Source organism: Bacteroidota bacterium, from assembly GCA_016722375.1.
Classification (GTDB): Bacteria; Bacteroidota; Bacteroidia; order Chitinophagales; family LD1; genus Bog-950.
Window position 1 is genome coordinate 106,964 of record JADKJG010000010.1, and the last position, 25,438, is coordinate 132,401.

Consider the following 25,438-nt stretch of genomic DNA (forward strand, 5'->3'; position numbering starts at 1 on the left):
ATTGAGCAGAGCTTATTTCCCGGACTCGTTGTATCTCTTCTCCATGCGGGTTTCGTGCTTTTTGGCACCAAATACACTTACATTGATATAGCGATATGGGCGCTCCTTGACATCTTTTAAGAGGACGTTGAGGTTACCTACAGTAGTGTCGAGTTTGGTATAAAGTTCATCTTCCTTCACCAATTTGCCTATGGTACCTTTTCCGTCTTTAATACCCTGAATCACACCGTTCAGTTCCATCACGGTAGCATTGAGGTTGTTGACCGTTTGCTTGAGGTTTGCCTGCTTCAGCGAGTCGGTGATACTCCTAGCGTTATGAAGAATGGTTGTAATAGCCTCGTTGCTCTTTTCGATATTGCCGCTGATACTTTGCAGATTTTTGATGGTTAGTTTCAGGTTCTCCTGATTGTCGGCCAAAATGCTGTTGATTTTATCAAGTGCATCGTTAATTCCGCCGAGGGTGGTATAAATACCATCAGGGTTTCTTTTGTCGAAAAGATATTTGATGCCGATAATGCTAGTGTCTAATTGAGGAATTATTTTTCTGACATCCATCATGATGGGGTCAATCTGTGAACCGAGTTGTTCGGTCAGATCTCTCTTAAACAAGGTATTTATTGTATCGCCGTCTTTCAAATACTCCTTTGAATTTCCGAAGGAAAGGGAAACCTTTTTACTACCCAGAAAGTCCGTAGAAATCAAATTAGCTAGGGTGCTGTCACTTTTAGGTACTTTAATACCCTTTTCGATTACCAGTTCGACTACTATTTTCCCATCATCATGGTTGCGCGACATTTTGCCTACACGCCCAATCGGGAAACCGTTTACTTCTACCAAGTTTGATTTGTATAGCCCATCAACACGGTCGTAAACAGCGTAGTAAACATTTTCATTGGTGAAAATGTCAATGCCTTTGAGAAAATAAAAGCCCAGAATAAAAATCGTAATAGCGATTACAGAAAAGATACCAACCTTAGCAGGATTCGACACAGAATAAATTTTGTCAAAAATATGTTTTTGAGATTGAAATCAAAGAGAATGAAGCGAGTGACGTGTTCTGAATATCAAAGCAGCAGTCATATCGAATCTTTCTTAATCACATCTCATCTACCTCCATATCCTGTTTCTTATCATAAAGAATCAAGTACTGACGGGCTTGATCTACTCCTAACTCAATAGCTCTCCTCCAGTCCGCAACGGCTCCCAGAGTGTCTGCTAAGCTAATCTTAGCCACCGCTCGGTTAAAAAAAGTGAGTCCCCGGCCATCATTGATCTGGATAGATGAATCATAATCTGCCAAGGCATCGGCAATTCTATCCAAATGAAATTTGGCGGCGCCTCTGTTACTGTATGCGTCGAAATAATCGGGTTCTATCTCGATTGCTTTGTTGAAGTCTTCTAAAGCTGGCTCATAGTTTTTTAGCAAATCTCTTAAGGAGCCCCTATTGTTGTAAGCTGCGGCATATTTTGGATCTAGTTCAATCGCCTTTGTCAGATCCTCCAATGCACCAACATTGTCACCGATGCTGTTTTTGGCAATAGCTCTTTGATTGTAAGCCACTGCAACATTAGGTTGCTTGTCAATGACATCATTAAAAAGAGTGATGCTGTTTTCCCATACCTTAATTCTAATGGTAGTTCGCCAGGTACAAAAGACTATAAAAGCTAGCATAGCGCCGATGACATAGTTTTTAATCTTACCTGCATAGGAGAACTTATCATCTTTGACATAAACATAAAATTGGCCCATAATAAAAAACAAACCAGTATAGGATAAATAGGTATAGCGGTTGGCAGTTCCAAAAAATCCGGAGGGGACAATCCGTAACAATACAGAAATCGCGATGATAAAAAACAGAGTGCCAAAAATGAGTTCCTTTCTAAACTTCCCAGCGCGATAAACTCCCCAAATAATCAACGGGATAACCGGAATAGCGAGGAAATATTTGAGGGGTAATGTGGTCGAACTATCTGGGTAGCCATATATGGTACTAAGCTCACGGGGATATATAAACTTTTCAAAGTAAAACACAATGGAATAATTAGAGACTAAAAAGTTATCGAACAGTGAATAGTTTTGTCCCACTTCAAATATAGAGTCCCCCTCGTCGCTGTGAGTCATTAGAGTTAAAATTCCAAAGCCTAATGCGATTAGGAAGAATGGTATTTTCTCTAGGAACAGTCTCTTATCAATTTTTCTTGACAGGTAATAATCTACAAGAAACAATATGGGGGCAAAAGTAACTGCGGATGGTTTTGAAAGACAGGCTAAGATGAAAAGTAAGGCCGCATAGACCAGAAATTTAATTCGATAGTTATTATGTATATAGTCCAGATAAAGGGACTGTCCATAAAAGAAAAAGATTAGAAATAGAGAAGTCTTTATCTGGCAAGCCCAAGTGACCACCGAAACGTGCATGGGGTGTATAGCGAAGAGTATGGCTACTATAGTGGCGACTTCATATCTTCCTGTTAGCCGAAAGATAAATTTATAAAGCATGATGGTAGCCAGAATGTGCAAAATGATACTTAACAAATGATAGGCTTGAGGATTCAGTTCCCAGAAATGATACACGAAAGAATAGACGGCAAAAGGGAGAGGATTGTACATTCCAATAACCGGCGTAGTAAATATCTTTGCCATTCCTTCAAGAGAGAAATCTCTGATCAGTTCATTGCTGATAATATAATCTGGGTCATCCCAATTGGTAAAATCATATTTGATTGCCGGAGAGAATAACACCAATATATAAATTGCAATAGCGGTCAGAATAATTGCATTTCTCCATTGAAAGTTTTCTCCTCCTGAGTCCTTTGTCTGAGACTGCTTTTTCTTTGTTCGATCCTTTCTGTTAGTTTTTGCCATTTGTTTATCTTAAATCTTCTTTTTAAATACTAAAAACAGGGAACTGCCAAAGGGCTTTCGGCTGAATAAATTATTCTCCAATTTGGTTGTCAAATACAAAGCTGAGTTGAGTAACCCATATTCGGGTTTTATATCCGATTCCATCTTTACTGGCATGTTAAATCTCATCCTGACCCTTTGGCTGATTCTTTTAGTCCAGATAAAGGGAGATAGAAAGAACGGCCAATAGGTTTCTTGTACCAACTCATATTTATTTTGGTCAAATGCGGTCCATAAGTCCTTCTTCTGGAACCTTTTTTTAATTCCTACCCGCACATCATGCATCCCACGAAAAGCACTGATGGACGGCATATTACAGATCAATAGTCCCCCAGACTTCAATACTTCATGAATGTCATCAGTAATCTTTCTTTGCTCTTGTTCATCAAAAAAATAGAGTACATCGTTGCTGATAATTATATCTGCTTCCTGACTTTTGAAATGGGACGAAATTCGTTGCAAATCTCCCTGACGAACTTGGATACCTTTGCTTTGGCAGATTTGAACTGCTGTCTTGGAAGAATCAAACCCCGAAATGTTCTCATATCCATTCGCTTTCAAAAAAGTAATCAGCCCGCAGGTGCCACATCCAGCATCCAAAATAGAGATGTCTTTTTCTGTAAAATACTTTCCGATAGAGCGAAGTACCAATTGATGCAAAGACCTGTACCACCAATGATTCCCCTCCCCCAGCGCCATTTTATAGTATTCTTCTTCAACCATTATGAATCCTTTGGGTTTTTATGATTGAAACTTCGTTTCTTAACCACCCATTGCGGGGTATTGTTCTGGTCTAAGTATTGTTTACCTTGATATTCTCCAATTAGCCCCAAGAAGATAATTTGGAATCCACTAAAGATTAGAGTGATAACTACCGTAGATGTCCAGCCCGGTGGCTCTTGATAAACGACTTTAGATAAAACAAAGAGGGCCGCCATGATAACGCCCACGATGAAAATAAAAATACCTGAAATGGTAAATACCCTCAGGGGCTTTATAGAAAAGTTGACAAACATGTTCAGATAAAGAGAAAGTAACTTTGCTGCCGTATAATTTGATTTGCCATTTAATCTTTTGGCATGATCCACATAAACACTGCATATATTGTTGGTGCTGCGAATTATCAATCCATCAATATACGGAAACGGCCCTTTGTATTTGATTATTTCCTCGACTACCTACTTTCTAATAATCTTAAAACTTGATAGGTAAAGATCAGATGGTTTGTCCATCAAAAAGTTCGTGACCGAGTTGTTTATAGCGCTCAGAATATTGCGAACCAGATGATGATTTTTGACATGATATTTTGAATATACCACATCCCATCCCTCTTCAATTGCGTTTAATAATTTAAGAATCTCGGAAGGTGGATTTTGAAAATCGTCATCTATGATTACCGCATACTCGCCTCCTACAAAATTCAACCCGCACATGACCGCATTATGCTCGCCAAAGTTTCGTCTAAGAGAGATAAACTTTATCCGATCTCTTTGAGCGGCAATTTCATCGCATATAGCCTCGGTTTTATCCTGACTTCCATCATTAATCAGAATTATCTCAAAATCAATTCCCTTTAAATCAACAAACACCTGTTCTACCAATTCTGCAATTGTAGCTTGCGCATTAAACACCGGAATAATTACTGAAAGTTTCATTCAATATTGATTTATCGTTTCAACAATATGGTTCAACTCCGCTTCGGTCAAGGTTGGATTTAGTGGTATGCTCAATACCTCCGAATGAATTTTATCCGCAATAGGCATTTTCCAATCATTCCATTCTATAAATGCTTTTTGTTTATAAAAAGGAATCGGATAATGGACTTGGGTTTCAATACCATGTGTTTGCAAGAAGTTTATCAACTGATTTCGATCAGGCGTTCGAATAACAAAAAGGTGCCAAACACTTGACTCATCAAATTGTGGCAATACGATTTTTGGCTGCCTAATGTTCCTCAAATAATATCGAGCTATTTCCCTCCGCCTTTCGTTTTCCGAATCCAGATAATTTAGCTTTACCCGAAGTATAGCGGCCTGCAATTCATCCAACCGACTGTTATATCCTTTCCGAATGGAATGATTTTTTTTCTCAAAACCATAATTACGCATTTCTCGAATCGTAGTTGCCAACGAGGAATCATTAGTTAACACCGCTCCTCCATCACCTACTGCTCCCAGATTTTTAGTAGGATAAAAACTAAACGCTGCAATATCCCCCCAATTACCGGCTTTAACTCCCTGATATGATGCTCCATGAGCCTGTGCACAATCTTCTATTATTCGCAGGTTATATCTCTTTGCGACGGAAGCTATCTTATCCATTTCGCACACCCGCCCATAAAGGTGGGTAACCAATATAGCTCTGGTATTCTCTGTAACGCTTGCTTCAATTTTTTCGTAATCAATGTTATATGTATCCATTTTAGGATCTACCAACACCGGTTTAAGTCCGTTATAGCAAACTGCCAAAGCTGCTGATATATAGCTGTTGGATGCCAGAATAATTTCGGAGTTCTGTGTGAAATCAAATGCCTTGATTGCCAGAAATAATGCATCGGTGCCGTTAGCTACGCTGATACAATTATTCACCCCACAATACTTTGCAAACTCCGTTTCAAAGATTTTGCCTTGCTCTCCCAATATATATCGCCCTGAGCGCAATACATTAATTAATGCATTTTGCAACTCCGTGAAATGCAATTCATTCATTTTCTGCAAATCAAGGAATGGGATCATCTGGCTTGGTTATACTCTTCAAAAATGTAATCATCTTGATTGAAATACTCTGATGCGCAGGATAGCAGAATAGTATTCGGGGCAAAGTCATAAAGGTCGTGCCAATCTTTTGGCTCCAGTATCAGACAGTTCTTAGGCGTATTCAAATGATAATGCTGCCCCTCTTGCCCATTATTTACCCTTACCCGACAACTCCCCGTCAGGCAGATCAGCGCTTGATGGGTGGTTTTATGTCTATGTCCTCCCCTTTTCGATTCATCTACTCCGTAGATATAAAACAGTCTCTTAATCGGAAATGGGATTTCGTGATCCTCTAACACGCTTAGATTACCTCTGGTATCTGAAAATGTTCTTAAGGTCAAAAGATTTGCCATGTACTTATGGGTAAAACAAAGAATCAGGTTAAAAACTAAAACAGCAACGAGGGCGATGACCCTAAAACTGAATTCACCACTTGAAAAGCCTTAGCCTTTCATGAGTTTATCAGGCTCTCTGGCTCTCTTCTATTACAGACTAAAACCTGAGCAGCCTAAATCCTGCCATTAACTATTAAATAATGAGTACTCGTAGATTGAGATACCGCCTATAAGCATCATCTCCCGTAGAGGGAGTGAAGTCAAAATGTTTTGGAGTAAGTATTATTAAATCTGAAAGCCACTGCTGATTTTCAGAAAATTCAGGGTGCTGAATATTAAACGTCTTTAGCGATAGAGACTTTATCTTATACCTTATCTCAAAAAGAAAACAGGCCATGGAATCGCCCTCATCCTCAGAATAAATACTCGACAATTCCTGACACTCTGCGATGGCACCATCCGCTGAGATCAGCGTAATATCATCCGTTATAAACAGGTTAAGGATGGTGAAAGCATGAACCAAATAGAGAATGTGGAAGACGAAAAACGTCTTCAACAGGTTCGGATACTTTTTATATTGTCTAGTCATTATTCCTAAAACGGAAATCAGTGTATCCTGAATTTCCGATGTGAAACTATCTATTTTACCTTCTGCAAGCAGAAAGCCAAAAACCTCTATTTCCCTTCCGCGACTTTCATCTCATCTGCCGACATCCTTTTGCCATTCCTGAATCCCGCAATAAATGCGCCGCTGTAACTACTACTGATAGCCTTGATTAAATACTTCTTGGCCTCGCTGAAGGTACCGGCCGATGCTCCATAATACCTTATAAATCCTGTTCCCGTTGGTTCGGAGCTGTAATTCGGGAATACCCGAATCAATTTATCCCGATCCTTCGCACCTAATTCTCCTTTAAGCGCGAACAGTTGAATTTTGAATACGGCAGCCGGTTCTGTTTTGGCTTCTGGCACCTCCTCTTTCTTTACCGTTACCGGTGGTGCCTTTTCAGTCTTGATTACAGGTGGCGGTGGCGGAGTAACAATTTCCGTAGCCTTCACTACCGGTTCCTTCTCTACCACCGAGGTGCTCGACGAAGATGGCTTCACCTGAACTACCGCCGTGGAAGTAGAATTCCCTCCTCCACTGCGCACCTCAATCGGCTTTTTAATCGTTTGTGCATTTTGTGAGCTTGCGTTGGTGCTACTAGTTTCCGGTTTGGTTATAACTGGTTCACTTTTTATAGTTTCCGAAGAGACTACTTTTGTTTTTGAGTTCTCGTCTTTTGTCGGAGTGCTCGCTTCCGGCGTGACTTTCTTTTCCACCTTTTCTTCTACCGGCTCCTTTTTTACTTCCGGCTGCTTTTCTTTAGGTTCTTCGGGTTTTGATGCGACCTCCACCTCTCCCCCATTTCCTTTTTCTAAAAACATTTTATAATCCTTAAAGGCATTGAATAGCGCATGTGCAATTTGATCCTGCCCCTTTTCCGAAGTCAAATATTTTTCTTCTTCCGGGTTAGAGATAAATCCGATTTCGGCCAGCAAACTGGGCATGGCAGTTTTGTATAGCACATAAAAGCCGGCTTGCTTCACCCCCATACTTTTGCGACGTGCTCCGTTTTCCATCTGGTTTTCAATCTTGGAGGCAAATTCTATACTTTGATCTAAAAAAGCATTCTGCTTCATGCTCATAATGATATGCCCTTCCGGAGTGTTCGGATCAAACTCATAGTTCTTGTCGCGGTCTTCCTCCAACAAAATAACCGAGTTCTCCCGCTTGGCCACTTCTAAGTTCGCCTCCGTGCGGTGCAGACCCAACACATAAGTACTGGAGCCATAAGCATCGGGATTATTGTTAGAGTTACAGTGAACTGCAATGAAAAGATCTGCCTTGTTTTTGTTGGCAATCTCAGCCCGTTCGTGTAGTTCGAGGAACACATCGGTCTTTCGGGTATAAACCACCTTTACATTGGGATAATTGCTTTGGATATAATCACCGATTTTTAAGGCTACGGCTAGCGCCACATCCTTTTCTTTGGTGCCTTTAGGACCAATTGCGCCGGGGTCTTTTCCACCGTGGCCCGCATCAATCACAATAGTTTTTATCGTAAAACTACCCCCGGCAATTCCTTCCACCGAGATCAAAAAGCATGTTAAGACTAAAATGAAACGAAAGCTCACACTATAGATTTTTTAATTTTGACACTTATTCCATCCTTATTCCTATTCATAGAATCGTATAACGGTTTGACTTCTTACATTCATTTCTTCAAAAACCAAATATATCCCATTGCGATGGTCCAAAGACCACTTGTCGCAATGTATTTAGCCACAGCCCTGTTATTATTGTCCAATTTTCTGTTTGCCGAAAAAAATACGAGTGCCTTGTCTCATTTCACTGCGCCGATATTTCCTGAAGACAGTCTCCCCGCCACAAGAACACTTGCCTCTGCCGATTCCTTGATCTCCATAGATTCCACCATCGTTCTGACACCCGACACTTTATCGAAAAATGATACCATAGAATTTGCCAGTCAAGATCAAATTTCCGAAATCATCACCTATCATGCCGAAGACTCCATCGTTTACGACATGGAGACCAAAAAGATGTTTCTGTACAACCAAGCCGATTTGGTTTACGGAAAAATAAAACTGAAAGCCAACCTCGTCAATTTCGACTGGACAACCAGCACCCTCAGTTCGGAAGGCACCCCCGACAGCACAGGGCGGATGGTCGGCACACCGGTTTTTTCTGAAAACGATAAGGAATATGAAGCCAAGCGAATGGCGTATAATTTCAAGACCAAGCGCGGGAAAGTGTATGAGGTCATCACCAAAGAAGGCGATGCCTATATCCACAGCAGCGAGGTGAAGAAGAATGAATTTGATGAATGGTATGGGCTCAAGTCTAAATATACCACCTGCGATCTGGAGCATCCCCACTTTTATTTTCAAGCCAAGAAAGTCAAGATTGTTCCTAACAAAGTAATCGTCACCGGTCCTACCAACCTATGGATTGCCGATGTGCCCACTCCCATCTATCTGCCCTTCGGCATCTTTCCCGTCAAACAAACGCGGCGCTCCGGCATCGTCATTCCCGAATATGGACAGGATGGTTTGCTCGGTTTCTTTCTGCGCAACGGCGGCTATTATTGGGCGATGAACGATTATCTCTCTCTAAAGTTCACCGGTATGATTGCCACCAACGGAACCTTTGGGCTGGGGCTGGCTTCTCAATATGCACTGCGCTATAAATTTACCGGCGCGGTCAATTTCAGCTATACCCGCACCCGCCCTCCTGATCCTGACCTGCCGCATCAAAAAGGATCCAACGCCTACAGCTTTTCCTGGTCGCACAATCAGGATCAGCGCTCCATGCCCAATTCCACCTTTGGGGCCAGCGTGAACATGCAGTCGGCTGATTATTATAATGCCAACCGTATTACAGACGTTTCGAGGCTCAACACTTCTTTCAACTCCACCATCAACTACTCGCGCACTTTTGCCGGCACGCCCTTCAGTCTTTCCATGAACATCCGCCATGAACAAAACCTTTTGAACCGCACCATCGGTTTCACGCTGCCTACCTTCCGCCTCTCCATGTCGCGCGTCAATCCTTTCAAACCCAAGATTCAAACCGACAAACGAAAGTGGTTCGAGAGCATTGGCATCAGCTATTCTTTCGAAGCACAAAACCGGCTCGACACTTATGATTCCATCATTTTCAAAAGCGATACTTGGAACAAATTCCGTTTCGGCATCAACCAGAACATCAGCATTGATGCACCCATCACGCTCTTCAAATACATCAACGTCAACCCTTCTTTCAGCTATCAGGAACGCACCTATTTCAAAGGCGTTGAAAAAATATGGAACCCCGACACCCTCTATATCTCCAAAGCAGATGGAAAGATAGACACCCTCTATGGCCGCGTAGAAAGCGATACTTCCTGGCGGTTCAATTCTTCCCGAAATTTCAATGCCTCCATTTCTGTCGCCACCAAAGTGGTAGGCATTTACAATTTCAAAAACAGCAAGCTGAAAGGCATGCGCCATATTTTCACGCCCTCCGTTTCGTTCAACTATCGCCCCGATTTCTCTACCCGCGCTTGGGGATATTATCGCACCGTGCAAAGCAACGCCGAAGGAACACCCCTCCGATATTCAACCCTCGACCCCGGCGCGCTCTACGGCATTCCCCAAGCGGGCAGCGAAGGCTCCGTCAACTGGAGCTTGCTCAACAGTCTAGAACTGAAGGTATTTTCAAAAAAGGATAGCGTGAACCACGAAAAGAAAGTAGGACTGTTTGACCAAATTACCCTCTCCGGCTCCTATAACTTCGTGGCCGATTCGCTGCGCCTGCGGCCCTTTGTGCTGAGTGTCGTTTCCTCCCGCATCTTCAACCTCATCAACCTAAACTTCAATGCCGTTTTCGACCCCTACACCACCGACTCCCTCAACCGCCCCATCAATACTTTTCAATGGGCGGCCAAACGGCAACTACTTCGTTTTGCTACCGCCAATGTCAGCTTGAGCACCTCGCTCCATTCCAAACTCCGAGGCGACGTGGCCGCGCCCGGCGTGGTTCCCAGAATGATGACCGATTATGTCAGCTATTCGCCCGACCAGATTTATGATTTCAACATTCCTTGGAACATCAGCCTCTCCTATCGCTTCAACCTCAGCCGCGGAAACTACCTCAACCCCGACACCCTCATCACCGTCCAGGCCATCAGCCTCACCGGCGATTTCAACCTCACGCCCCACTGGAAATTCACCCTCTCCACCGGCTTCGACATCTCGCGCAAACAAATCACCCTCACCAACATCTCCGTCATCCGCGACCTCCACTGCTGGGAACTCACCTTCAACTGGACTCCGCCCCTGCCCACCTTTCCGCAACAACAATTCTCCATCATCCTCCACCCCAAATCGCCCACCCTCAAAGACATGAAACTGCAAAAGCGAAACTCGCTGCAATATTTCTAAACGCAACATTTTGTGACTGCAATATTTTAGACGCAAAATATTGCGTCTCTACATAAATATTTGGGCGGCTTACGGGCTTTCGGCTATATCTTTTTCTTAACTCTAAAATATTTTTGGAAAGAAAAAGGATGCCGCCTCTATCCTGAGGACACACCCTATCCCATCGGCACTAATTGCATTTGCATTTTCTTTGCCAGCCGCTCCAGATACTTTTTTCTTTGATCATGAAGGGATACTTCATATTTTTCTATACCCTGCTCTACAAAGGCTTCTCCCTGAGTCATCACTCGGTAATAATAACAGGCAATTTTTCGGGCAATGGCTTTAATCGCCACTCCGCTTCCCCTTCGGGCACGGATTCTTCTTCCAAAAGAACCCAGCGCCAGATGCTTGCTCGTCAGAATACCCTGCGCTAGGTTTCGGAAGAGCAAACTCGCTTTATTCGTTCGTTTGACCGTCAGTCGCCGATTCATATTACCCGACTTACTTCGCATCGGCGCTAACTTCAGCCAACTGACAAAATGCTTTTCGCTTTTCCACGCATTCATATCCACGCCTACTTCACTCACAATCTGTAGAAAACTGTAATCCGTAATGCCTGCAATACCCGTCGGGTCTTTCCCTTCCGTCATCTTTAATAAAGGCTGATGCAGTTCTTTAATCTGTGGACGATTATAACGCATGGGCTTGCGCTTGCCCCCGCTCTTTATTTCTTCCTTTCCCTGAGTGATTTGCTCCAACAGTTCGCCCACTTCCCGATCACATTCGTTAATCAGGTTCTGGTAATAATGCCAGGTTTGATGGGCCTGTTTGAGCGCAAAGAGATGCTCCTGCCGGTAATCTCCCTGCAAGGCTTTCAGCACCAAATCTTTTTTCTTCTTCAAGATAGATTCATGACAATAGCTTACCAATACCTCCGGATCTCTTTCTCCTTCCAAAATCGCTGCTATCATCTTGCTGCCGCTGGCCCCCATGATATCACTGATGACTTCTGTTAAACGCACATTCATTTGCGTTAACGCTTTTTGCATCAAGTGCGTCTGCGTGGCTTGTGCACGGATATGATCCTGACGAAGACGCATATAGCTGCGCAGCCTGCGAATGTTTTCATCCGGAATAAAACTTTTCTTCAACAACCCGTAAGCATGCAACTGCCGCAGCCACTGGCAATCTTTTACATCGCTTTTCCGTCCCGGCACATTCTTCGCATCCCGGCCATTGACCAGATATACTTCGATGCCCGCCTCCTCCAACACCGCATACAGAATCACCCAGTACACTCCGGTGGACTCCATCGCCACGGTCTTGATGCCCTGTGTTTTCAGATAATCCCGAAGCGCATAGCACCCTTCCGTATAGGTAGGAAAGACCTTGACTTCTTCCTCACCCGCATCTACAAAAAAACTCTTGCTGCCGATATCTATCCCCGCAGCTTCGGGATGAACAATCTCTAATGCTTTACCCATAAATTTGATTTTAAATGATGATTAAAAAACGCCCGATGGCCGACTGTTTTTTTGTAGGAAAAATATCATCCTGAACGGGAATACGACTCAGCGCATCACCAAGTAACACTACATCTAACAGCCGGAACAAGATTCCCTGACAGGTATAAAACACTACTTGAAAGCGCTGTTACTTCCAGCGGGCCGCGCAAATTTACAACGTTATGCCATGTCCTTTCTCTAACAATCCGGCGGGCCGGTTATGGCTTCCCTGCCGCGGGTTCAGCCCTCCTTACCTTCTAACTGTATTTTCTCTGTGTTCCCAGCTCCTCTGCGCCCACTGCGTGAAATAAAGTCAAAAACAAAAGTCTTAAAGGCTTTTGTAGTTTCAATAACGTTCATCCTTACAGGATTAGATAGATGGATGGTTGTTTTTCTACCAAAGGCATCAATCCTACGGATTGAAAACCACCATAAGCAAACATTCGTGAATAGCTTCTATCAAGTTCCGCAGGAACTATCTTTTGGTAGAAATAAATAGTCTCCACTGTGTAAGCTCCATCGGAGCGACCGAATGAATACATTTCACGCGGAGAGCGCAGAGATGCAGAGCATCGAATCTTTTTATTGTTCTTTCTCTGTGTTCCCAGCTACTCTGCGCCCACTGCGCGAAATAAAGTTTTTCTACCAAAGGCATCAATCCTACGGATTGAAAACCACCATAAGCAAACATTCGTGAATAGCTTCTATCAAGTTCCGTAGGAACTATCTTTTGGTAGAAATAAATAGTCTCCACTGTGTAAGCTCCATCGGAGCGACCGGATGAATACATTTCACGCAGAGAGCGCAGAGATGCAGAGCATCGAATCTTTTTATTGTTCTTTCTCTGTGTTCCCAGCTACTCTGCGCCCTCTGCGCGAAATAAAGTCAAAAACAAAAGTCTTAAAGACTTTTGTAGTCTTCATCCAATGATAGCTCCTCTTATATGTATGAGCCTTCTACCAATTCCTAAAATATCTTCAAATTATTCGTTTTATTCATTCCATATATTTGGAAAGAGGCCAACTGTTTCGTTTGGTATATTCCGTATGTTTTGAAACAGGTCAACCACTTCGTTGTGTATATTCCATATATTTGGAAATTACTCAACTGGCAAGTTTAGTATATTCAGTACATTTTGAAACTGGTAAACTGGTTCGTTTTGTATATTCCACACATTTGGAAACATATCAACTGATTAGTTGTATATATTCCATACATTTGGAAATAGCTCAACTGGCCAGTTTAGTATGTTCATGTTTTCATGAAGTAGAGAGGTTTGAAAAACAGATGCACAATTGGGTGTAAACAAGACAGGTTGTGTAGTTGATAGTTAGTGGGATATTTGTGCTATGGATACAAAACAACTGAGTCTTATGGATAACATTTGGTCATTTTCAAAACGGAATAAACAATCAAAAGCAGTGATAATGCTTGCTAAGATAGATGCTGTAGTAAACTGGCAGGCCTTGGTCGCCTTGGTGCAGGTAATAGACAAGAGTAACACTGGTAAAGGGGGACGCAAACCCTTACCGTTTGAATGGAAAGTAAAAATGTTGTTCCTGCAATATGCTTTCAATTTAAGCGATGAAGAACTAGAAGATCAGTTGATAGACCGATTGAGTTTTCAAAAATTTGTAGGAATCAGTTTTGCCCAAGAGATACCGGACTTCACCACCCTGTGGCACTTTAAAGAGGCCTTAGTGAAGCATCAACTGATGGACCGCATATTCTCCGGCATCAACCATCAGTTGGAACTACATGGTTTGATGTTAAAAAAGGAACGATAGCGGATGCCACCATCCTAGAGTCAGCCAACAGGCCATTGAGCAAGAAAAAGCGCGAAGTATTGGCCGTCAAGCCCAGTGTTCAAATAGATACAGATGCCCAAAGCACCGAAAAGAATGGCAATAAATACTTTGGATACAAAGGACATATAGGAGTGGATGTAGGCAGCAAACTGATACGCAAACGGAAGTTCACCCCTGCCAATGTGCATGACAGCCGAGCCTTAGAAGATTTGTTAAGCGGAGATGAAAAAGTATTTGGGCAGATAAAGCCTATCCTAAAAACCAACACAAAACTATTGCCCGAAAATTAGGCATCTACTATGGTATTTTAGATAAGAAGAAACGGGGTGGCAAATTATCGAACAAACAGGAGAAGAGAAACAAACAGAAGTCAAGCGTAAGAGCAGCGGTAGAACACCCCTTTGCCTTTATGCGAAGAAGCTAAGAATGGGATTGGCCACCGCAAAGACAAAAATGCGCAATGCGTTACGCTTTGATATGAATTGTATTATTTACAACGTGCTTCGAGCAGCGTATTTGATGAAGATAAAGGTGGGGTGATGGGAGTCGTCTGTCCCGTTCATAAAGACGAACGAAAAGGATAAAAAATCAATGAAAACGGATTCATCAAACCACATAAAAACACTATTCAGCAGTGGTGATGACATCCCAATCCACAAAAAAACCTTTAGCGAATAACAAGTTCATCAATAAATGGGTTTTTCAAAGAACTCAAGTATGTCCACTGCTTCGTTTAGTATGTTCATGTTTTCGTGAAATAGGTAAACTACATCGTTTGGTATATTCACAATTTAGGGAATTAGTTCAACTGCCTCGTTTGGCATATTCACGATTTCAGGAAATAGCCAAAGTGCTTAGTTTGATATGTTCACGATCTCATGAAATATATCAACCATGCTTATTTGTAGCTTTCTGTAATAAATAGCAGTTGTATTATCTAAAAAGAGAAGCCAGGTAGGGAAATGAGCACAAGGGCTATTCGCCCCTTGATGGGTATTCATCAAAGAATCGCCTCTCTTCTTCTTGCCCCTCCAGTTCATTTTCGGTAGGCGGCGGCAAATCTTTTTTGCGCAGCAAAAAGGCCATGAGCGCGCCACTGAGTGCGCCATACAAATGCGACTCCCACGAAATACCCTGTGTGGGAAAGAACCCGACAATCATTCCCCCATAAACCAGCACGACAAACAGCGCAATGACCACCGAAGTACGGTCTTTGCGAAAAATGCCAAGCCCTAAGGAAGCCGGCGATGCCATATATAATGCCGCTGATGCCAATGTGGATGCCGGTGGGCGGCGCTAGTAGCCAAACCAGCGCGCCGCTCATCAGGTGTACGGCCACCAAAACGAGCAGGGCAAAACGTGGGTAGGCATTAAGCAAAACCAAGAGCAACACGATGATGGGCAGGGTGTTTGAAATTAAATGTTCAAAGCTGCCGTGAATAAAAGGAGAAAAGAGGATGCCCGGTAAGCCAGCCCGATGCTGCGGCCAGTTGCCATAGTGCGAGAAGTCATAGATGCCGAAATACTGGATGAATTGAACCAGCCAAAGTACCGACACGAGCAATAGCACGAAGACGATGCTTCTCCAGAAACCTATTTTTTCGCGAACCACTTATCGAATTAAATGGAATAAATCAGAAAAAAAAAACCCGCTACCGATCTGGTAAGCGGGTTTTACAAATATCTATGATAAACTTAGGCGGTTTTATTCTTCCGACTCATCAAATCCACCACAATAGGCGAAGCGACAAAGATAGAAGAGTAAGTACCCACAAGCAAGCCAATGATGAGGGCGAAGGCAAATCCGTGAATAGAGGTTCCGCCAAAGAGGAACAGAATGAGCGCCACCAAGAATACGGTCACAACGGTCATAACTGTACGGCTCAAAGTTTGGTTGATCGAATCGTTCACATTCTGCACCAGCGTACGGGTAGGATGTAATCCCACCGTTTCGCGTATCCGGTCGAAAACCACCACCGTGTCATTCACCGAGTAACCGATGAGGGTCAACACCGCGGCGACAATGGTTTGATCCACTTCTAAGGAGAAAGGAACCAGATGGCGGAAGAGAGAGAATACTCCCAATACAATAATCGGATCGTGAACGAGGGCGATAATAGCTCCTGCGGCATACTCCCAACGTTTGAAACGCAGGAAGATGTAGGCGAAAATCAGCAAGAAGCCGAAAATGACAGCAAACATGGAACTCTGGCGAATGTCGTCGGCAATGGAAGCTTCAATCTTGATGGTGCTCTTCACGTTCTTGGCACGGAAGTTATCGAGCGAAGGATACTCGGCGAAGAACGGCTTGACTCCTTCATAGATACGTGCCTCGATGATGCTGTCGGTTTCAGGTCCCGCCACATCTATCATATAGGCCGTAGTAATAGAAATCTGGTTATTGCTGCCATAAGTCTTCACTTGAGGAGTTCCATCCAGAGTTTGCCCCAAGGTTTTTGCCACCTCTTCGGTCTTCACATCTTTATCAAACTGAACTACATAGCTGCGTCCACCTTTGAAGTCCACGCCTAAATCAAAGCCGTAGAAAACAAAAGAAGAGATACAAACAACCAGCATCACCGCAGAAATGGTGTAGGTCACTTTGCGTCTGCCCATAAAATCAAAAGTGGTACCTTTTAAAAGATTCTGAGTGAATTTGTTGCCGAACTGAATGTTGAATTTGCGGTCAAACGCCCAATCGAACAAGATACGCGAAACCAAGACGACAGTGAACATAGAAGTGATCAAACCAATAATCAACACCAGACCAAATCCACGAATAGGCCCCAGACCAAATACATATAGCACGATGGCGATGGCCATGGTAGTCAAGTTTCCGTCAATGATGGCGTTATAAGAATGGCTATAGCCTTCTTCCACGGCCAGCCTCATCCCCTTGCCACGAGCTACCTCTTCGCGAACGCGCTCGTTGATAATCACGTTGGCATCTACCGCCATCGCTAGGGTCAATACGATACCCGCCATAGCAGGGAGGGTAAACGATGCCCCGAATGAAACCAAGGCGCCAATCAAAATAAACAAGTTGAGGAACATGGCCGTATTGGCGATAATACCCGAGGTGCTGTAATAGCTCACCATAAAGAGGAACACCAGCAAAACACCCAGAAGAAGAGAAACCAAGCCTGCTTTAATAGATTCTTTACCTAATGAAGGCCCAATAACTTGTTCTTCAATAACTTGGGTTCTTGCTTCGAGTTTACCGGATTTGAGGATGTTGGCCAAGTCAATAGCCTCTTCTAACTGGTCAATACCGGTAATTTGAGAACGGCCTCCGGAAATCTTCTGTTGTACCCGTGGGGCAGAGAACACACGATTATCCAAAACAATCGCGATACATTTCTTGGTGGCCTTGCCGTTTACGGTTGCGTTAACTGCGGCTTCGGTCATCTTCTCCCACTTGGCTGCTCCCATAGAGTTCATAGAAATATCTACTTCGGGAATTCCGTATTGGTCATAAGACTGGTAAGCATCATTAATAACACTTCCACTTAAAGGAGCTTCAGGTGAAGAAGGATTTTGTTTGATAGCATACAGGCCATAAATGTTTGCCTGTTGCGAAACCGGATGGGCACTCCATAACAGCTTTAAGTCACGAGGCAAAGCAGAACGAACTTCGGGACGCGCCAACAAGCGATTAACCCGTGCAGTATCTTTACCCACAGAGCGACCAATCATTGGCCCTTCGCCATATTGCTGTGATTGACCTTCCTGAATGATATTTGGATAAAGCACTTCAAACAGAGGGTTAGAATTCTTATCGGCAGAATCTTTTTTAGCCAAAGCAGAAGTATCGGAAGATGCCTGCAAAGTGGTATCTCCAAACAAAGAAGATCCGGCAGAAGCGATAGTATCGTTATCGTTAGAAGCAACTACGTCTGAATCGGTGGCTCTTTTATCTTTCGCTATAGATTCCCGAAGGATATTGTTAACGTCGCCTAGGTAATTGATTACTTCCTGAGTTTCGTAAGTATCCCAAAATTCTAACTGCGCCGTTTGCTGCAATAGTTTGCGCACACGAACCGGATCATCTACACCGGGAAGTTCTAAAATAATTCTTCCGGTATTTTCTTGTAAGGAAATATTAGGAGAAGCTACACCAAACTGGTCAATACGGGTTTTTAATACCTGGAAGGTTTCATGAATAGCCGCATCAAAATCTTTACGCAACACATTCGCTACTTCAATATTGGAAGAATTCAGATTAATCTTTCCCTGATAACTTTCTACCGTAGCAAAGATGGCAGCGAGCTTAGCATCCTTATTTAATTTTTCAAACTCTGCCTGAAACAAGGATAGAAAATCGCCTTGCTTGCTTTCTTGTGCCTTCTTAGCATTGGCAATGGCCTGATTAAACTGAGGATTTTTACTATTGCCCGATAGCTTGCGCAACACATCATCCTCCGAAATTTCCATGATGAGGCTCATGCCACCCTTTAAATCTAATCCAAGACTGAGGGCGTGTTCCCGACAGAACTTATACGTATATATATCTCTCAGTCCCCAAACATCTACAATCGGAATACCCGCTACCGAGTCGAGATAGTTATGTCGAAATACCTTCTTGATATCGGAGACAGAATCTTCAAACATTACCAGTTGAGCCGGGTTTAAACCCGCTGGCGTCGCGATCTTTACATGCTCATTGGCATAGGTGTCTGCCTTGCCTTCAACCCAGTTAGAAAGAAAAGTAAATGAAAGCTGGAAAATACAAGTGAGAACCAGAATAATGGTGAAAAATTTAATAACACCTCTGAGGTTTTGCATGTCTGATGGTTTAATCTAAAAAAAAACACAAGCCCCGCACTTTTCAGCGAGGCGGGCGCAAATATATAAGAATGAGGATAAAAAGAAAGGAGACAATGAGATTTGCATCTAATGTAATTGCGATCTGCAAAATATGGCTTACTTTACCGATATAAATGATGCGCTACCTTTAAATATTCTAAGCCAAGTAAGTCTTGGAGTTTATAATTGGAGGTGATCTCAACAAAGTATGGAATAATTAAAAAAGGTAAGTAATTAGGTCAAGGGTTTTGAAAATACAGTCATGTCATTATATTTGCGTCCCTTTTAAAAAGAGGGGCATAGTTCAGTGGTAGAATAGCGGTCTCCAAAACCGTTGACGTCAGTTCGAATCTGGCTGCCCCTGCAATGGGATTTTGGAATATTTGGAGATGGAGTTAAAACAAGAAAAGAAGTAACATAAATATAAATGAACAAGGTAACAGTCTATTTCAGAGAAGCTTATGATGAGCTGGTGAATAAAGTAACCTGGCCAACTTGGGTAGAATTACAAGAAAGTTCGGTAGTCGTGATGGTTACTTCATTAATTATTTCACTGTTCATATTCGGCGTGGACCTTATTTTTAAATATGGAGCACAAGAACTCTACAAACTCATCGTCGGCTAAAATGGCAGAGGAAAAAAAATGGTATGTTGTCCGTGTTATCAGCGGGCAGGAGCGGAAAATACGCGATCACATCATGTTGGAAGTGACCCGTTCCAAATGGGGTACTATTGTGAGCAACATATTGGTACCGACAGAGAAAATATATACCATTAAGAACGGCAAGAAAACCATTAAAGATAAAACCCTGTTCCCCGGCTATATATATATGGAAGTGGAAGACAAGAAAATGTCGCAGGAAATGTGGACTTCTGTGCGTCAGGTTCATGGAGTACTTGGCTTTCTCGGTACCTTATCGAATGCCGAAGTAATGAAGTTGTTAGGTAAGGCTGATGAGATGATGGATGCCACTGAAACTATGGCTGAGCCGTTTATCATCAATGAGGATGTAAAGATTGTAGATGGTCCTTTCAATGACTTCGTAGGTAACATTGAGGAAATCAATAACGAAAAGAAGAAACTCAAGGTCATCGTCAAAATATTTGGAAGAAGAACCCCGGTGGAAGTAAGCTTTATGCAAGTGGAGAAAATAAGTTAATCAAAAACAGTAAATCGAAATAAACAATGGCAAAGGAAATTCAAACATTCATCAAGCTCCAAGTAAAAGGAGGTCAAGCAAATCCCGCTCCACCAATCGGCCCAGCTTTGGGTTCCAAGGGAGTGAACATCATGGAGTTTTGCAAAAGATTCAATGCACAATCTCAAGACCGCATCGGAAAGATTCTTCCGGTGGTGATCTCAGTATATAAGGATAAGAGTTTTGATTTTATAATCAAAACTCCTCCGGTTCATGCTTTACTCATGGAATATACCAAAAAGCAGGCAGGTTCTGCTGAACCCAATCGTAAGAAAGTGGGCACGGTTAGTTTAGACATCATCAAGAAGATTGCTGAAGAAAAAATGCCCGATCTGAATTGCTTCACTATTGAATCAGCCATAAAAATGGTAGCTGGTTCTGCTAAAAGTGCAGGATTTAACGTAGAAGGATATTAAAACTGGTAACGGCTCGTTGATGACAGTTTATGGAAATATCCTTACTGTTAACTACTAACCGCCATCCACCAACTATTTTCATAACCGAGGAAGGGCTTCATTGACCCGCTTCACCTCAAAAACAACAACAATGAAATTAACTAAAAAAAGAAAAGTAGCACAGGCAAAAGTGGACATCAACAAGTTGTACACTTTACCCGAAGCCTCCAAGCTGGTGAAAGAAACCACGACTTGCAAATTCGATGCCTCCGTTGACCTTCACATTCAATTGGGTGTGGATCCTAAAAAAGCCGATCAGGCCATCCGGGGAACAACTGCGCTTCCGCACGGAACGGGTAAAACCAAGAAAGTATTAGTGTTAACCTCTGCCGACAAGGAAGAAGAAGCAAAGAAAGCAGGTGCTGATTTTGTTGGCTTGGACGAGTTTGTTCAGAAGATTGAACAAGGTTGGATGGAGTTTGATGTCGTCATCGCTTCACCAAACGTAATGGCTAAGATTGCCAAGATTGGTAAAATACTCGGCCCTCGTAATCTCATGCCGAATCCTAAATCAGGAACCGTTACTCCCGAAGTAGGCAAAGCTGTAGAAGAAGTAAAGAAAGGTAAAATAGCCTTCAAGGTAGATAAGTTCGGCATTGTGCATAGCTCTATAGGTCGTGTATCTTTCAGCGTGCAACAGATTAATGAAAATGCTGAGGCTCTGTTGCAAACGCTGGCGAAATTAAAGCCTGCCACTGCAAGGAATTTATTTCAAAGGTATCAGCATGGCTTCTACCATGAGCCCCGGAGTCAATGTTGATTACAAAACAGTTAGTGGATTATAATTTTATCACCCTCTATATAAATATAGCGAACAATGGAAAAAAATAAAAAGAACCAGGAAATAGCTGATTTGAAAGAAAAATTCAGCAATTCAACATACTTCTATTTGACAGATTCCTCCACTCTTTCAGTGGAGAAGATTAACAACTTCCGCAGACTTTGTTTTAAATCAGGTGTCGAATATCGCATCTCGAAAAACACGCTGATTAGAAAGGCATTGGAACAGTTGGAAGGAAACTATGAGGCCATTTATCCTTTACTGAACGGGCCTACCGGTGTTATGTTTTCTACAGACGGTGCCGTGCCTGCAAAGGTGATTAAAGAATTCAGAAAAGACGGTGAACGTCCTATCCTGAAAGGTGCTTATATTGACACTGATGTGTTTGTCGGTGATAATCAGTTAGCGATACTTGCCAGTTTGAAGAGCAAAAAGGAATTGATTGGCGAAATTGTCGGCTTATTGCAGTCTCCTGCTCGCAATGTTATCAGCGCCCTTCAAGCTTCATCTTCTCAGAAGATTGCCGGCCTATTAAAGGCTCTGGAGAACAGAAGCTAAACAAATACGATAGTCGGTTTATCTCTTCTTAGATGAGGATTGACTTTCAAGCATTCATAAAATAAAAAAATGCCCCAATGGGGCATTTTTTTATTTATCCCAGAATGTATTTGGTTGAACTGCAAATAGACAATTAGAAATTCGGATATTGATTTTTGTTTTAGGGAAAGGAGTTGTCAATTTCAAGTAAGGAAAACTTACTCGAAAAACAGCGCATATTTGATTGATTAGAGTGATAATAAAGCAAAACCTATGACAGATTTAAAAAGGTGCAGCGGTTCTCTGAAAAGATGAAGATTCGGTAGTTCGTACGCACAATTTCCTTAACTGAAAAGTACGAGTGATAATTGCATAGACTCATGTTTTGAGCTAAAAAGCACCTATCTTCAGCTATTTGGTACCGAGTAGCAGCTAACAGGGACCGAATAGCCGCCAACAGGAACCTATCTCTTGCGAACAGGCACCGAGTAGCTACGAACAGGTACCTGTCTTTAACTAACAGGGACCGAGTAGCAGCTAACAGGCACCTGTCTCTTACTAACAGGGACCGAATAGCTACAAACAGGGACCTATCTCTTACGAACAGGGACCGAATAGCTGCGAACATGCACCTGTCTCTTGCTAACAGGGACCGAATAGCTAGAGATGGGTACCGAATAGGAATAAGTCGGTCAAAAATTGAAAGAGAAGAGGACAATTTGGCAAAGCCGGTTGAAACGGCAAAAGCTAATGCCTACTTATAGCTGCTTCGTGTGTAACACCTATTTTCAGACAACGATTATTGCCGAATTAACTACTAAAAGGGAGGCAAATACAAAGACGGGAAAATGCAACTGGATTCTGTCATGTAAGTATTGTTTACAACAGACAAACAACTCCTTCCTATCTGTCAAATACAACTTTACTAACGGCTACTGTCTATCTGTGATTAAAACGCCCGCAGTTTAATCACCAAAGGTTACATGTTTAGACATCGTCGGTACCCAAAACTACTGGTTCTTCGGCATCCTGAGGACAACATGTAAAGGATAGCATAAAATGGATACTATCCTCTACACTTTTTGTCCTTTTTCTAACAATCCGGCGGGCCGGTTAAGGCTTCCCTACCACTACCCTGTTAGCAAACTGTTCATGGACTGTTAATACAGGTTCATAACCTGTTGATAAGGTCTGCTTTATGCACAATAGGTCTACTTCAGATACGAATTCCCACTTCATCCCACCTCTGAGATCCAATGTAGATAAGGAAATTTGACACTTTCGTTGCTGTGGAAAATTAAATTACCTATATTTGGGTCATAATGTGGTATGAAGTGGGCAAGGCTCTTACATTTGTCCTCGTAATTGAAAGAATAACAGAAACAAAATGAATTTCCTCGGACAGTTTGATTGCACAATGGACGACAAAGGGCGGATAAAAATGCCTGCATCGCTGCGCAAGCAATTTGCCGACAACGACAAGGGGAAATTTATGATTGCTAAAGATCTTGAAGACTGTCTGGTGATATATACCGTGAAAGCATGGGAACAACAGGCAGCTCGCTTGCAAAAGCTCAACCCATTCAACCTTAAACATCAACAGTTTATCAGTGCCGTTACAGTTGGTTTAACTGAAGTGGAGATGGATGGTGCCGACCGATTTCTTGTTTCTAAAAGCCTAATAAAATATCTCGGCAACGGAAAAAACATTGTGATGAAAGGAAAGTTCGACCGCATTCAGGTTTGGGATGCCGATAAATTTGAACAATACACACAGGGGAATATTGCCAACGTTCAGAGCCTGTCTGATGAAGTGTCGGGTTATCTGGATGAATTGGAACAGCGCCCCAACCAACCACCCCGAAAGGGAGGAGATTGAGGTAACGCCATAGATATGACGAAGCCTGACAAAAAAAGTGAAATCAAAGATTCTAACTCTGGAGTAGAATTAGAAGAGGTAAAATATCATACGTCCGTTCTTTTACATGAGTGTATAGAGGGTCTCAATATCCAACCCGATGGAGTCTATGTGGACGCTACTTTTGGTGGTGGTGGTCATTCAAGCGAAATTTTGAAAAAGCTGGGCAAAAATGGAAGACTTTTTGCTTTCGACCAAGATGAAGACGCACTAAAAAACACATCGGCTGACAAACGGCTGACACTGATTCATGCCAACTTTCGAGAAATGAAAAATTTTCTGCGACTGTATGATGCTCTTCCGGTCAACGGCATTCTCGCCGACTTAGGAGTTTCAAGTTGGCAATTCGACACCGCCGAGAGAGGTTTTAGTTATCGCTTTGATGGCCCGCTAGATATGCGGATGAATCAGAAAGGGGAGCGAAGTGCTAAAGAAATATTGATGAAATATACAGCAGACGAGTTGCAACAGATGTTCAGTCAATACGGAGAGGTTCGAAATTCAAAAACGTTGGCACTATCCATTGTAAATGCTCGGAGTGTGAAACCGCTGAAAACCATTGCCGATCTGAAAAGAATTGCAATTGAAAACCGCATGGGCGAAGAACACAAATATCTGGCACAGGTTTTTCAAGCTATTCGGATAGAAGTGAACAATGAACTGGAGGTATTGAAAGCGTTTTTATTACAAACGCATGAGATGTTAAGTACTGGAGGACGGTTGGTGGTTTTAACTTTTCACTCGCTCGAGGACCGTTTGGTTAAAAACCTGATACGAAATGGAAATTTGGAAGACGAACCAGAGAAAGATTTTTTCGGAAATTATGAGAAGAAGTTTAGACCGATAAATAAAAAACCAATTGTGGCAAGCGATATAGAGATGAAGGTAAATTCAAGATCGCGGAGCGGGAAATTGAGAATAGCTGAGAAGATATGACAACTAGAAGATTTAAAAAATAAGAAAGAACAAAACAAAAAGAGCACTCCCAACTACTTCATAGGTTAGAGGCAGGGGTGAGACAATATGGAAGATCAGAGCACAGAAGAGAAATTGGATATTATAAAGTCTAAAAAAGGCTTTGCGATGCTACTCGGTCGTTTAGATTCAGTCAGCGAATCTGGGTTGAAAAAGGTATTGACAAATATGCCTGCGGTATTGTTCCTTGCTTTACTGGCTATCCTACACATTGCTAATAATCACATGGCGGAAAATTATGTGAGAAGCATTTCTCGTACAGAAATAGAAGTTAAGGAATTACGTTGGCAATATATGTCCACCGCATCCGATCTGATGAAAAAAAGTAAGCAGAGTGAAGTGGCAAAATTGGTGAGCGTCCAAGGAATCAAAGAACTGAGAATCCCTCCCTACAAAATCGAAGTGAAGAAAAAATAGTTCATGCAGAACAAGGCGAAGACTCTTACCGGAGAAACATTAACGCTACACGCGTCGGGAAGAAGCCTATGTA

General features: G+C 42.5%; 22 protein-coding genes, 1 tRNA gene and 2 pseudogenes. 13 read left to right on the forward strand and 12 right to left on the reverse strand.

The features are described from left to right. Nucleotides 1–12: 12 nt before the first annotated feature. From IPP77_14300 to IPP77_14335, 8 genes and pseudogenes are all read right to left on the reverse strand, one after another. A complete protein-coding gene (locus tag IPP77_14300) occupies nucleotides 13–990 on the reverse strand; it encodes an MCE family protein (GenBank protein ID MBL0310793.1) in 978 nt (325 codons plus the stop codon). Nucleotides 991–1,096: 106 nt separating this feature from the next. Beyond that, a complete protein-coding gene (locus tag IPP77_14305) occupies nucleotides 1,097–2,866 on the reverse strand; it encodes a tetratricopeptide repeat protein (protein MBL0310794.1) in 1,770 nt (589 codons plus the stop codon). Nucleotides 2,867–2,875: 9 nt separating this feature from the next. Then, nucleotides 2,876–3,628, reverse strand: coding sequence for a class I SAM-dependent methyltransferase (locus IPP77_14310; protein MBL0310795.1), 753 nt, complete (start codon nucleotides 3,626–3,628; stop codon nucleotides 2,876–2,878). Then, nucleotides 3,628–4,560, reverse strand: a pseudogene (locus tag IPP77_14315) (glycosyltransferase family 2 protein). The gene IPP77_14310 and the pseudogene IPP77_14315 overlap by 1 nt, the downstream one beginning before the upstream one ends. Then, nucleotides 4,561–5,640: a DegT/DnrJ/EryC1/StrS family aminotransferase gene (locus IPP77_14320; GenBank protein MBL0310796.1), complete on the reverse strand. Its 1,080-nt coding sequence runs from the start codon at nucleotides 5,638–5,640 to the stop codon at nucleotides 4,561–4,563. Further along, nucleotides 5,637–6,014 carry an FdtA/QdtA family cupin domain-containing protein gene (locus IPP77_14325; GenBank protein MBL0310797.1) on the reverse strand — a complete coding sequence of 126 codons (378 nt, stop codon included), beginning with the start codon at nucleotides 6,012–6,014 and terminating at the stop codon, nucleotides 5,637–5,639. The genes IPP77_14320 and IPP77_14325 overlap by 4 nt, the downstream gene beginning before the upstream one ends. Before the next feature lie 175 nt (nucleotides 6,015–6,189). Beyond that, entirely contained in the window at nucleotides 6,190–6,552 is a 363-nt protein-coding gene (locus tag IPP77_14330; GenBank protein MBL0310798.1) for a hypothetical protein, read from the reverse strand. Nucleotides 6,553–6,671: 119 nt separating this feature from the next. Beyond that, nucleotides 6,672–8,183, reverse strand: coding sequence for an N-acetylmuramoyl-L-alanine amidase (locus IPP77_14335; protein MBL0310799.1), 1,512 nt, complete (start codon nucleotides 8,181–8,183; stop codon nucleotides 6,672–6,674). Between the two features lie 195 nt (nucleotides 8,184–8,378). On the opposite strand from IPP77_14335, the gene IPP77_14340 reads away from it, so the two are divergent. Beyond that, nucleotides 8,379–10,982 (forward strand): hypothetical protein, encoded by a 2,604-nt coding sequence (locus tag IPP77_14340; GenBank protein MBL0310800.1) that lies wholly within the window; start codon nucleotides 8,379–8,381, stop codon nucleotides 10,980–10,982. Between the two features lie 155 nt (nucleotides 10,983–11,137). Here the strand turns inward: IPP77_14340 and IPP77_14345 are convergent, their stop codons facing one another. Further along, the gene (locus IPP77_14345; GenBank protein MBL0310801.1) at nucleotides 11,138–12,448 is read right to left on the reverse strand and encodes an IS110 family transposase; all 1,311 of its coding nucleotides are present in this window, start codon (nucleotides 12,446–12,448) and stop codon (nucleotides 11,138–11,140) included. A 383-nt stretch (nucleotides 12,449–12,831) separates the two neighbouring features. Continuing rightward, nucleotides 12,832–13,011, reverse strand: coding sequence for a hypothetical protein (locus IPP77_14350; GenBank protein ID MBL0310802.1), 180 nt, complete (start codon nucleotides 13,009–13,011; stop codon nucleotides 12,832–12,834). Between the two features lie 831 nt (nucleotides 13,012–13,842). Here IPP77_14350 and IPP77_14355 point away from each other — a divergent pair. Genes IPP77_14355 through IPP77_14365 form a run of 3 tightly spaced genes read left to right on the forward strand, consistent with a single transcriptional unit; the run spans nucleotide 13,843 to nucleotide 14,701 of the window. Then, nucleotides 13,843–14,256, forward strand: a complete 414-nt coding sequence (locus IPP77_14355) for a transposase (protein MBL0310803.1) — start codon at nucleotides 13,843–13,845, stop codon at nucleotides 14,254–14,256. Beyond that, nucleotides 14,196–14,567 (forward strand): transposase, encoded by a 372-nt coding sequence (locus IPP77_14360; protein ID MBL0310804.1) that lies wholly within the window; start codon nucleotides 14,196–14,198, stop codon nucleotides 14,565–14,567. The genes IPP77_14355 and IPP77_14360 overlap by 61 nt, the downstream gene beginning before the upstream one ends. Next, nucleotides 14,510–14,701 carry a hypothetical protein gene (locus IPP77_14365; protein ID MBL0310805.1) on the forward strand — a complete coding sequence of 64 codons (192 nt, stop codon included), beginning with the start codon at nucleotides 14,510–14,512 and terminating at the stop codon, nucleotides 14,699–14,701. Before IPP77_14360 ends, IPP77_14365 begins: the two co-directional genes overlap by 58 nt. Before the next feature lie 612 nt (nucleotides 14,702–15,313). Here IPP77_14365 and IPP77_14370 read toward each other — a convergent pair. Both IPP77_14370 and secDF read right to left on the reverse strand, forming a co-directional pair. Continuing rightward, the gene (locus IPP77_14370) at nucleotides 15,314–15,889 is read right to left on the reverse strand and encodes a rhomboid family intramembrane serine protease (GenBank protein MBL0310806.1); all 576 of its coding nucleotides are present in this window, start codon (nucleotides 15,887–15,889) and stop codon (nucleotides 15,314–15,316) included. 83 nt (nucleotides 15,890–15,972) lie between these two features. Continuing rightward, entirely contained in the window at nucleotides 15,973–19,062 is a 3,090-nt protein-coding gene (gene secDF, locus IPP77_14375) for a protein translocase subunit SecDF (protein MBL0310807.1), read from the reverse strand. A 314-nt stretch (nucleotides 19,063–19,376) separates the two neighbouring features. Here secDF and IPP77_14380 point away from each other — a divergent pair. The 9 genes and pseudogenes from IPP77_14380 to IPP77_14420 all read left to right on the forward strand — a co-directional run bounded on the left by IPP77_14380 (nucleotide 19,377) and on the right by IPP77_14420 (nucleotide 25,365). Then, nucleotides 19,377–19,447: transfer RNA gene (locus IPP77_14380), tRNA-Trp, on the forward strand. A gap of 63 nt (nucleotides 19,448–19,510) precedes the next feature. Next, on the forward strand, nucleotides 19,511–19,708 hold the full coding sequence (gene secE, locus IPP77_14385) for a preprotein translocase subunit SecE (GenBank protein ID MBL0310808.1): 198 nt from the start codon (nucleotides 19,511–19,513) through the stop codon (nucleotides 19,706–19,708). 1 nt (nucleotide 19,709) lies between these two features. Further along, on the forward strand, nucleotides 19,710–20,243 hold the full coding sequence (gene nusG / locus IPP77_14390) for a transcription termination/antitermination factor NusG (protein MBL0310809.1): 534 nt from the start codon (nucleotides 19,710–19,712) through the stop codon (nucleotides 20,241–20,243). 26 nt (nucleotides 20,244–20,269) lie between these two features. Beyond that, the gene (gene rplK, locus IPP77_14395; protein ID MBL0310810.1) at nucleotides 20,270–20,698 is read left to right on the forward strand and encodes a 50S ribosomal protein L11; all 429 of its coding nucleotides are present in this window, start codon (nucleotides 20,270–20,272) and stop codon (nucleotides 20,696–20,698) included. Between the two features lie 130 nt (nucleotides 20,699–20,828). Next, nucleotides 20,829–21,522 (forward strand): annotated as a pseudogene (locus tag IPP77_14400) (50S ribosomal protein L1). A 32-nt stretch (nucleotides 21,523–21,554) separates the two neighbouring features. Next, nucleotides 21,555–22,076, forward strand: a complete 522-nt coding sequence (locus IPP77_14405) for a 50S ribosomal protein L10 (GenBank protein MBL0310811.1) — start codon at nucleotides 21,555–21,557, stop codon at nucleotides 22,074–22,076. A gap of 1,366 nt (nucleotides 22,077–23,442) precedes the next feature. Continuing rightward, on the forward strand, nucleotides 23,443–23,934 hold the full coding sequence (gene mraZ, locus IPP77_14410; GenBank protein ID MBL0310812.1) for a division/cell wall cluster transcriptional repressor MraZ: 492 nt from the start codon (nucleotides 23,443–23,445) through the stop codon (nucleotides 23,932–23,934). A gap of 15 nt (nucleotides 23,935–23,949) precedes the next feature. Beyond that, nucleotides 23,950–24,909 (forward strand): 16S rRNA (cytosine(1402)-N(4))-methyltransferase RsmH, encoded by a 960-nt coding sequence (gene rsmH / locus IPP77_14415; protein ID MBL0310813.1) that lies wholly within the window; start codon nucleotides 23,950–23,952, stop codon nucleotides 24,907–24,909. Between the two features lie 87 nt (nucleotides 24,910–24,996). Beyond that, nucleotides 24,997–25,365 carry a hypothetical protein gene (locus IPP77_14420; protein MBL0310814.1) on the forward strand — a complete coding sequence of 123 codons (369 nt, stop codon included), beginning with the start codon at nucleotides 24,997–24,999 and terminating at the stop codon, nucleotides 25,363–25,365. The last annotated feature ends 73 nt before the right edge of the window (nucleotides 25,366–25,438 follow it).

What these genes read in the sequence shown, in the direction of transcription:
- rplK (MBL0310810.1), top strand. Translation starts at nt 20,270, where the DNA reads ATGGCAAAGGAAATTCAAACATTCATCAAGCTCCAAGTAAAAGGAGGT.
- IPP77_14350 (MBL0310802.1), bottom strand. Translation starts at nt 13,011, where the DNA reads ATGTATTCATTCGGTCGCTCCGATGGAGCTTACACAGTGGAGACTATT.
- IPP77_14345 (MBL0310801.1), bottom strand. Translation starts at nt 12,448, where the DNA reads ATGGGTAAAGCATTAGAGATTGTTCATCCCGAAGCTGCGGGGATAGAT.
- nusG (MBL0310809.1), top strand. Translation starts at nt 19,710, where the DNA reads ATGGCAGAGGAAAAAAAATGGTATGTTGTCCGTGTTATCAGCGGGCAG.
- rsmH (MBL0310813.1), top strand. Translation starts at nt 23,950, where the DNA reads ATGACGAAGCCTGACAAAAAAAGTGAAATCAAAGATTCTAACTCTGGA.
- IPP77_14355 (MBL0310803.1), top strand. Translation starts at nt 13,843, where the DNA reads ATGGATAACATTTGGTCATTTTCAAAACGGAATAAACAATCAAAAGCA.
- mraZ (MBL0310812.1), top strand. Translation starts at nt 23,443, where the DNA reads ATGAATTTCCTCGGACAGTTTGATTGCACAATGGACGACAAAGGGCGG.
- IPP77_14325 (MBL0310797.1), bottom strand. Translation starts at nt 6,014, where the DNA reads ATGGCAAATCTTTTGACCTTAAGAACATTTTCAGATACCAGAGGTAAT.
- IPP77_14320 (MBL0310796.1), bottom strand. Translation starts at nt 5,640, where the DNA reads ATGATCCCATTCCTTGATTTGCAGAAAATGAATGAATTGCATTTCACG.
- IPP77_14305 (MBL0310794.1), bottom strand. Translation starts at nt 2,866, where the DNA reads ATGGCAAAAACTAACAGAAAGGATCGAACAAAGAAAAAGCAGTCTCAG.
- IPP77_14420 (MBL0310814.1), top strand. Translation starts at nt 24,997, where the DNA reads ATGGAAGATCAGAGCACAGAAGAGAAATTGGATATTATAAAGTCTAAA.
- IPP77_14310 (MBL0310795.1), bottom strand. Translation starts at nt 3,628, where the DNA reads ATGGTTGAAGAAGAATACTATAAAATGGCGCTGGGGGAGGGGAATCAT.
- IPP77_14405 (MBL0310811.1), top strand. Translation starts at nt 21,555, where the DNA reads ATGGAAAAAAATAAAAAGAACCAGGAAATAGCTGATTTGAAAGAAAAA.
- secE (MBL0310808.1), top strand. Translation starts at nt 19,511, where the DNA reads ATGAACAAGGTAACAGTCTATTTCAGAGAAGCTTATGATGAGCTGGTG.
- secDF (MBL0310807.1), bottom strand. Translation starts at nt 19,062, where the DNA reads ATGCAAAACCTCAGAGGTGTTATTAAATTTTTCACCATTATTCTGGTT.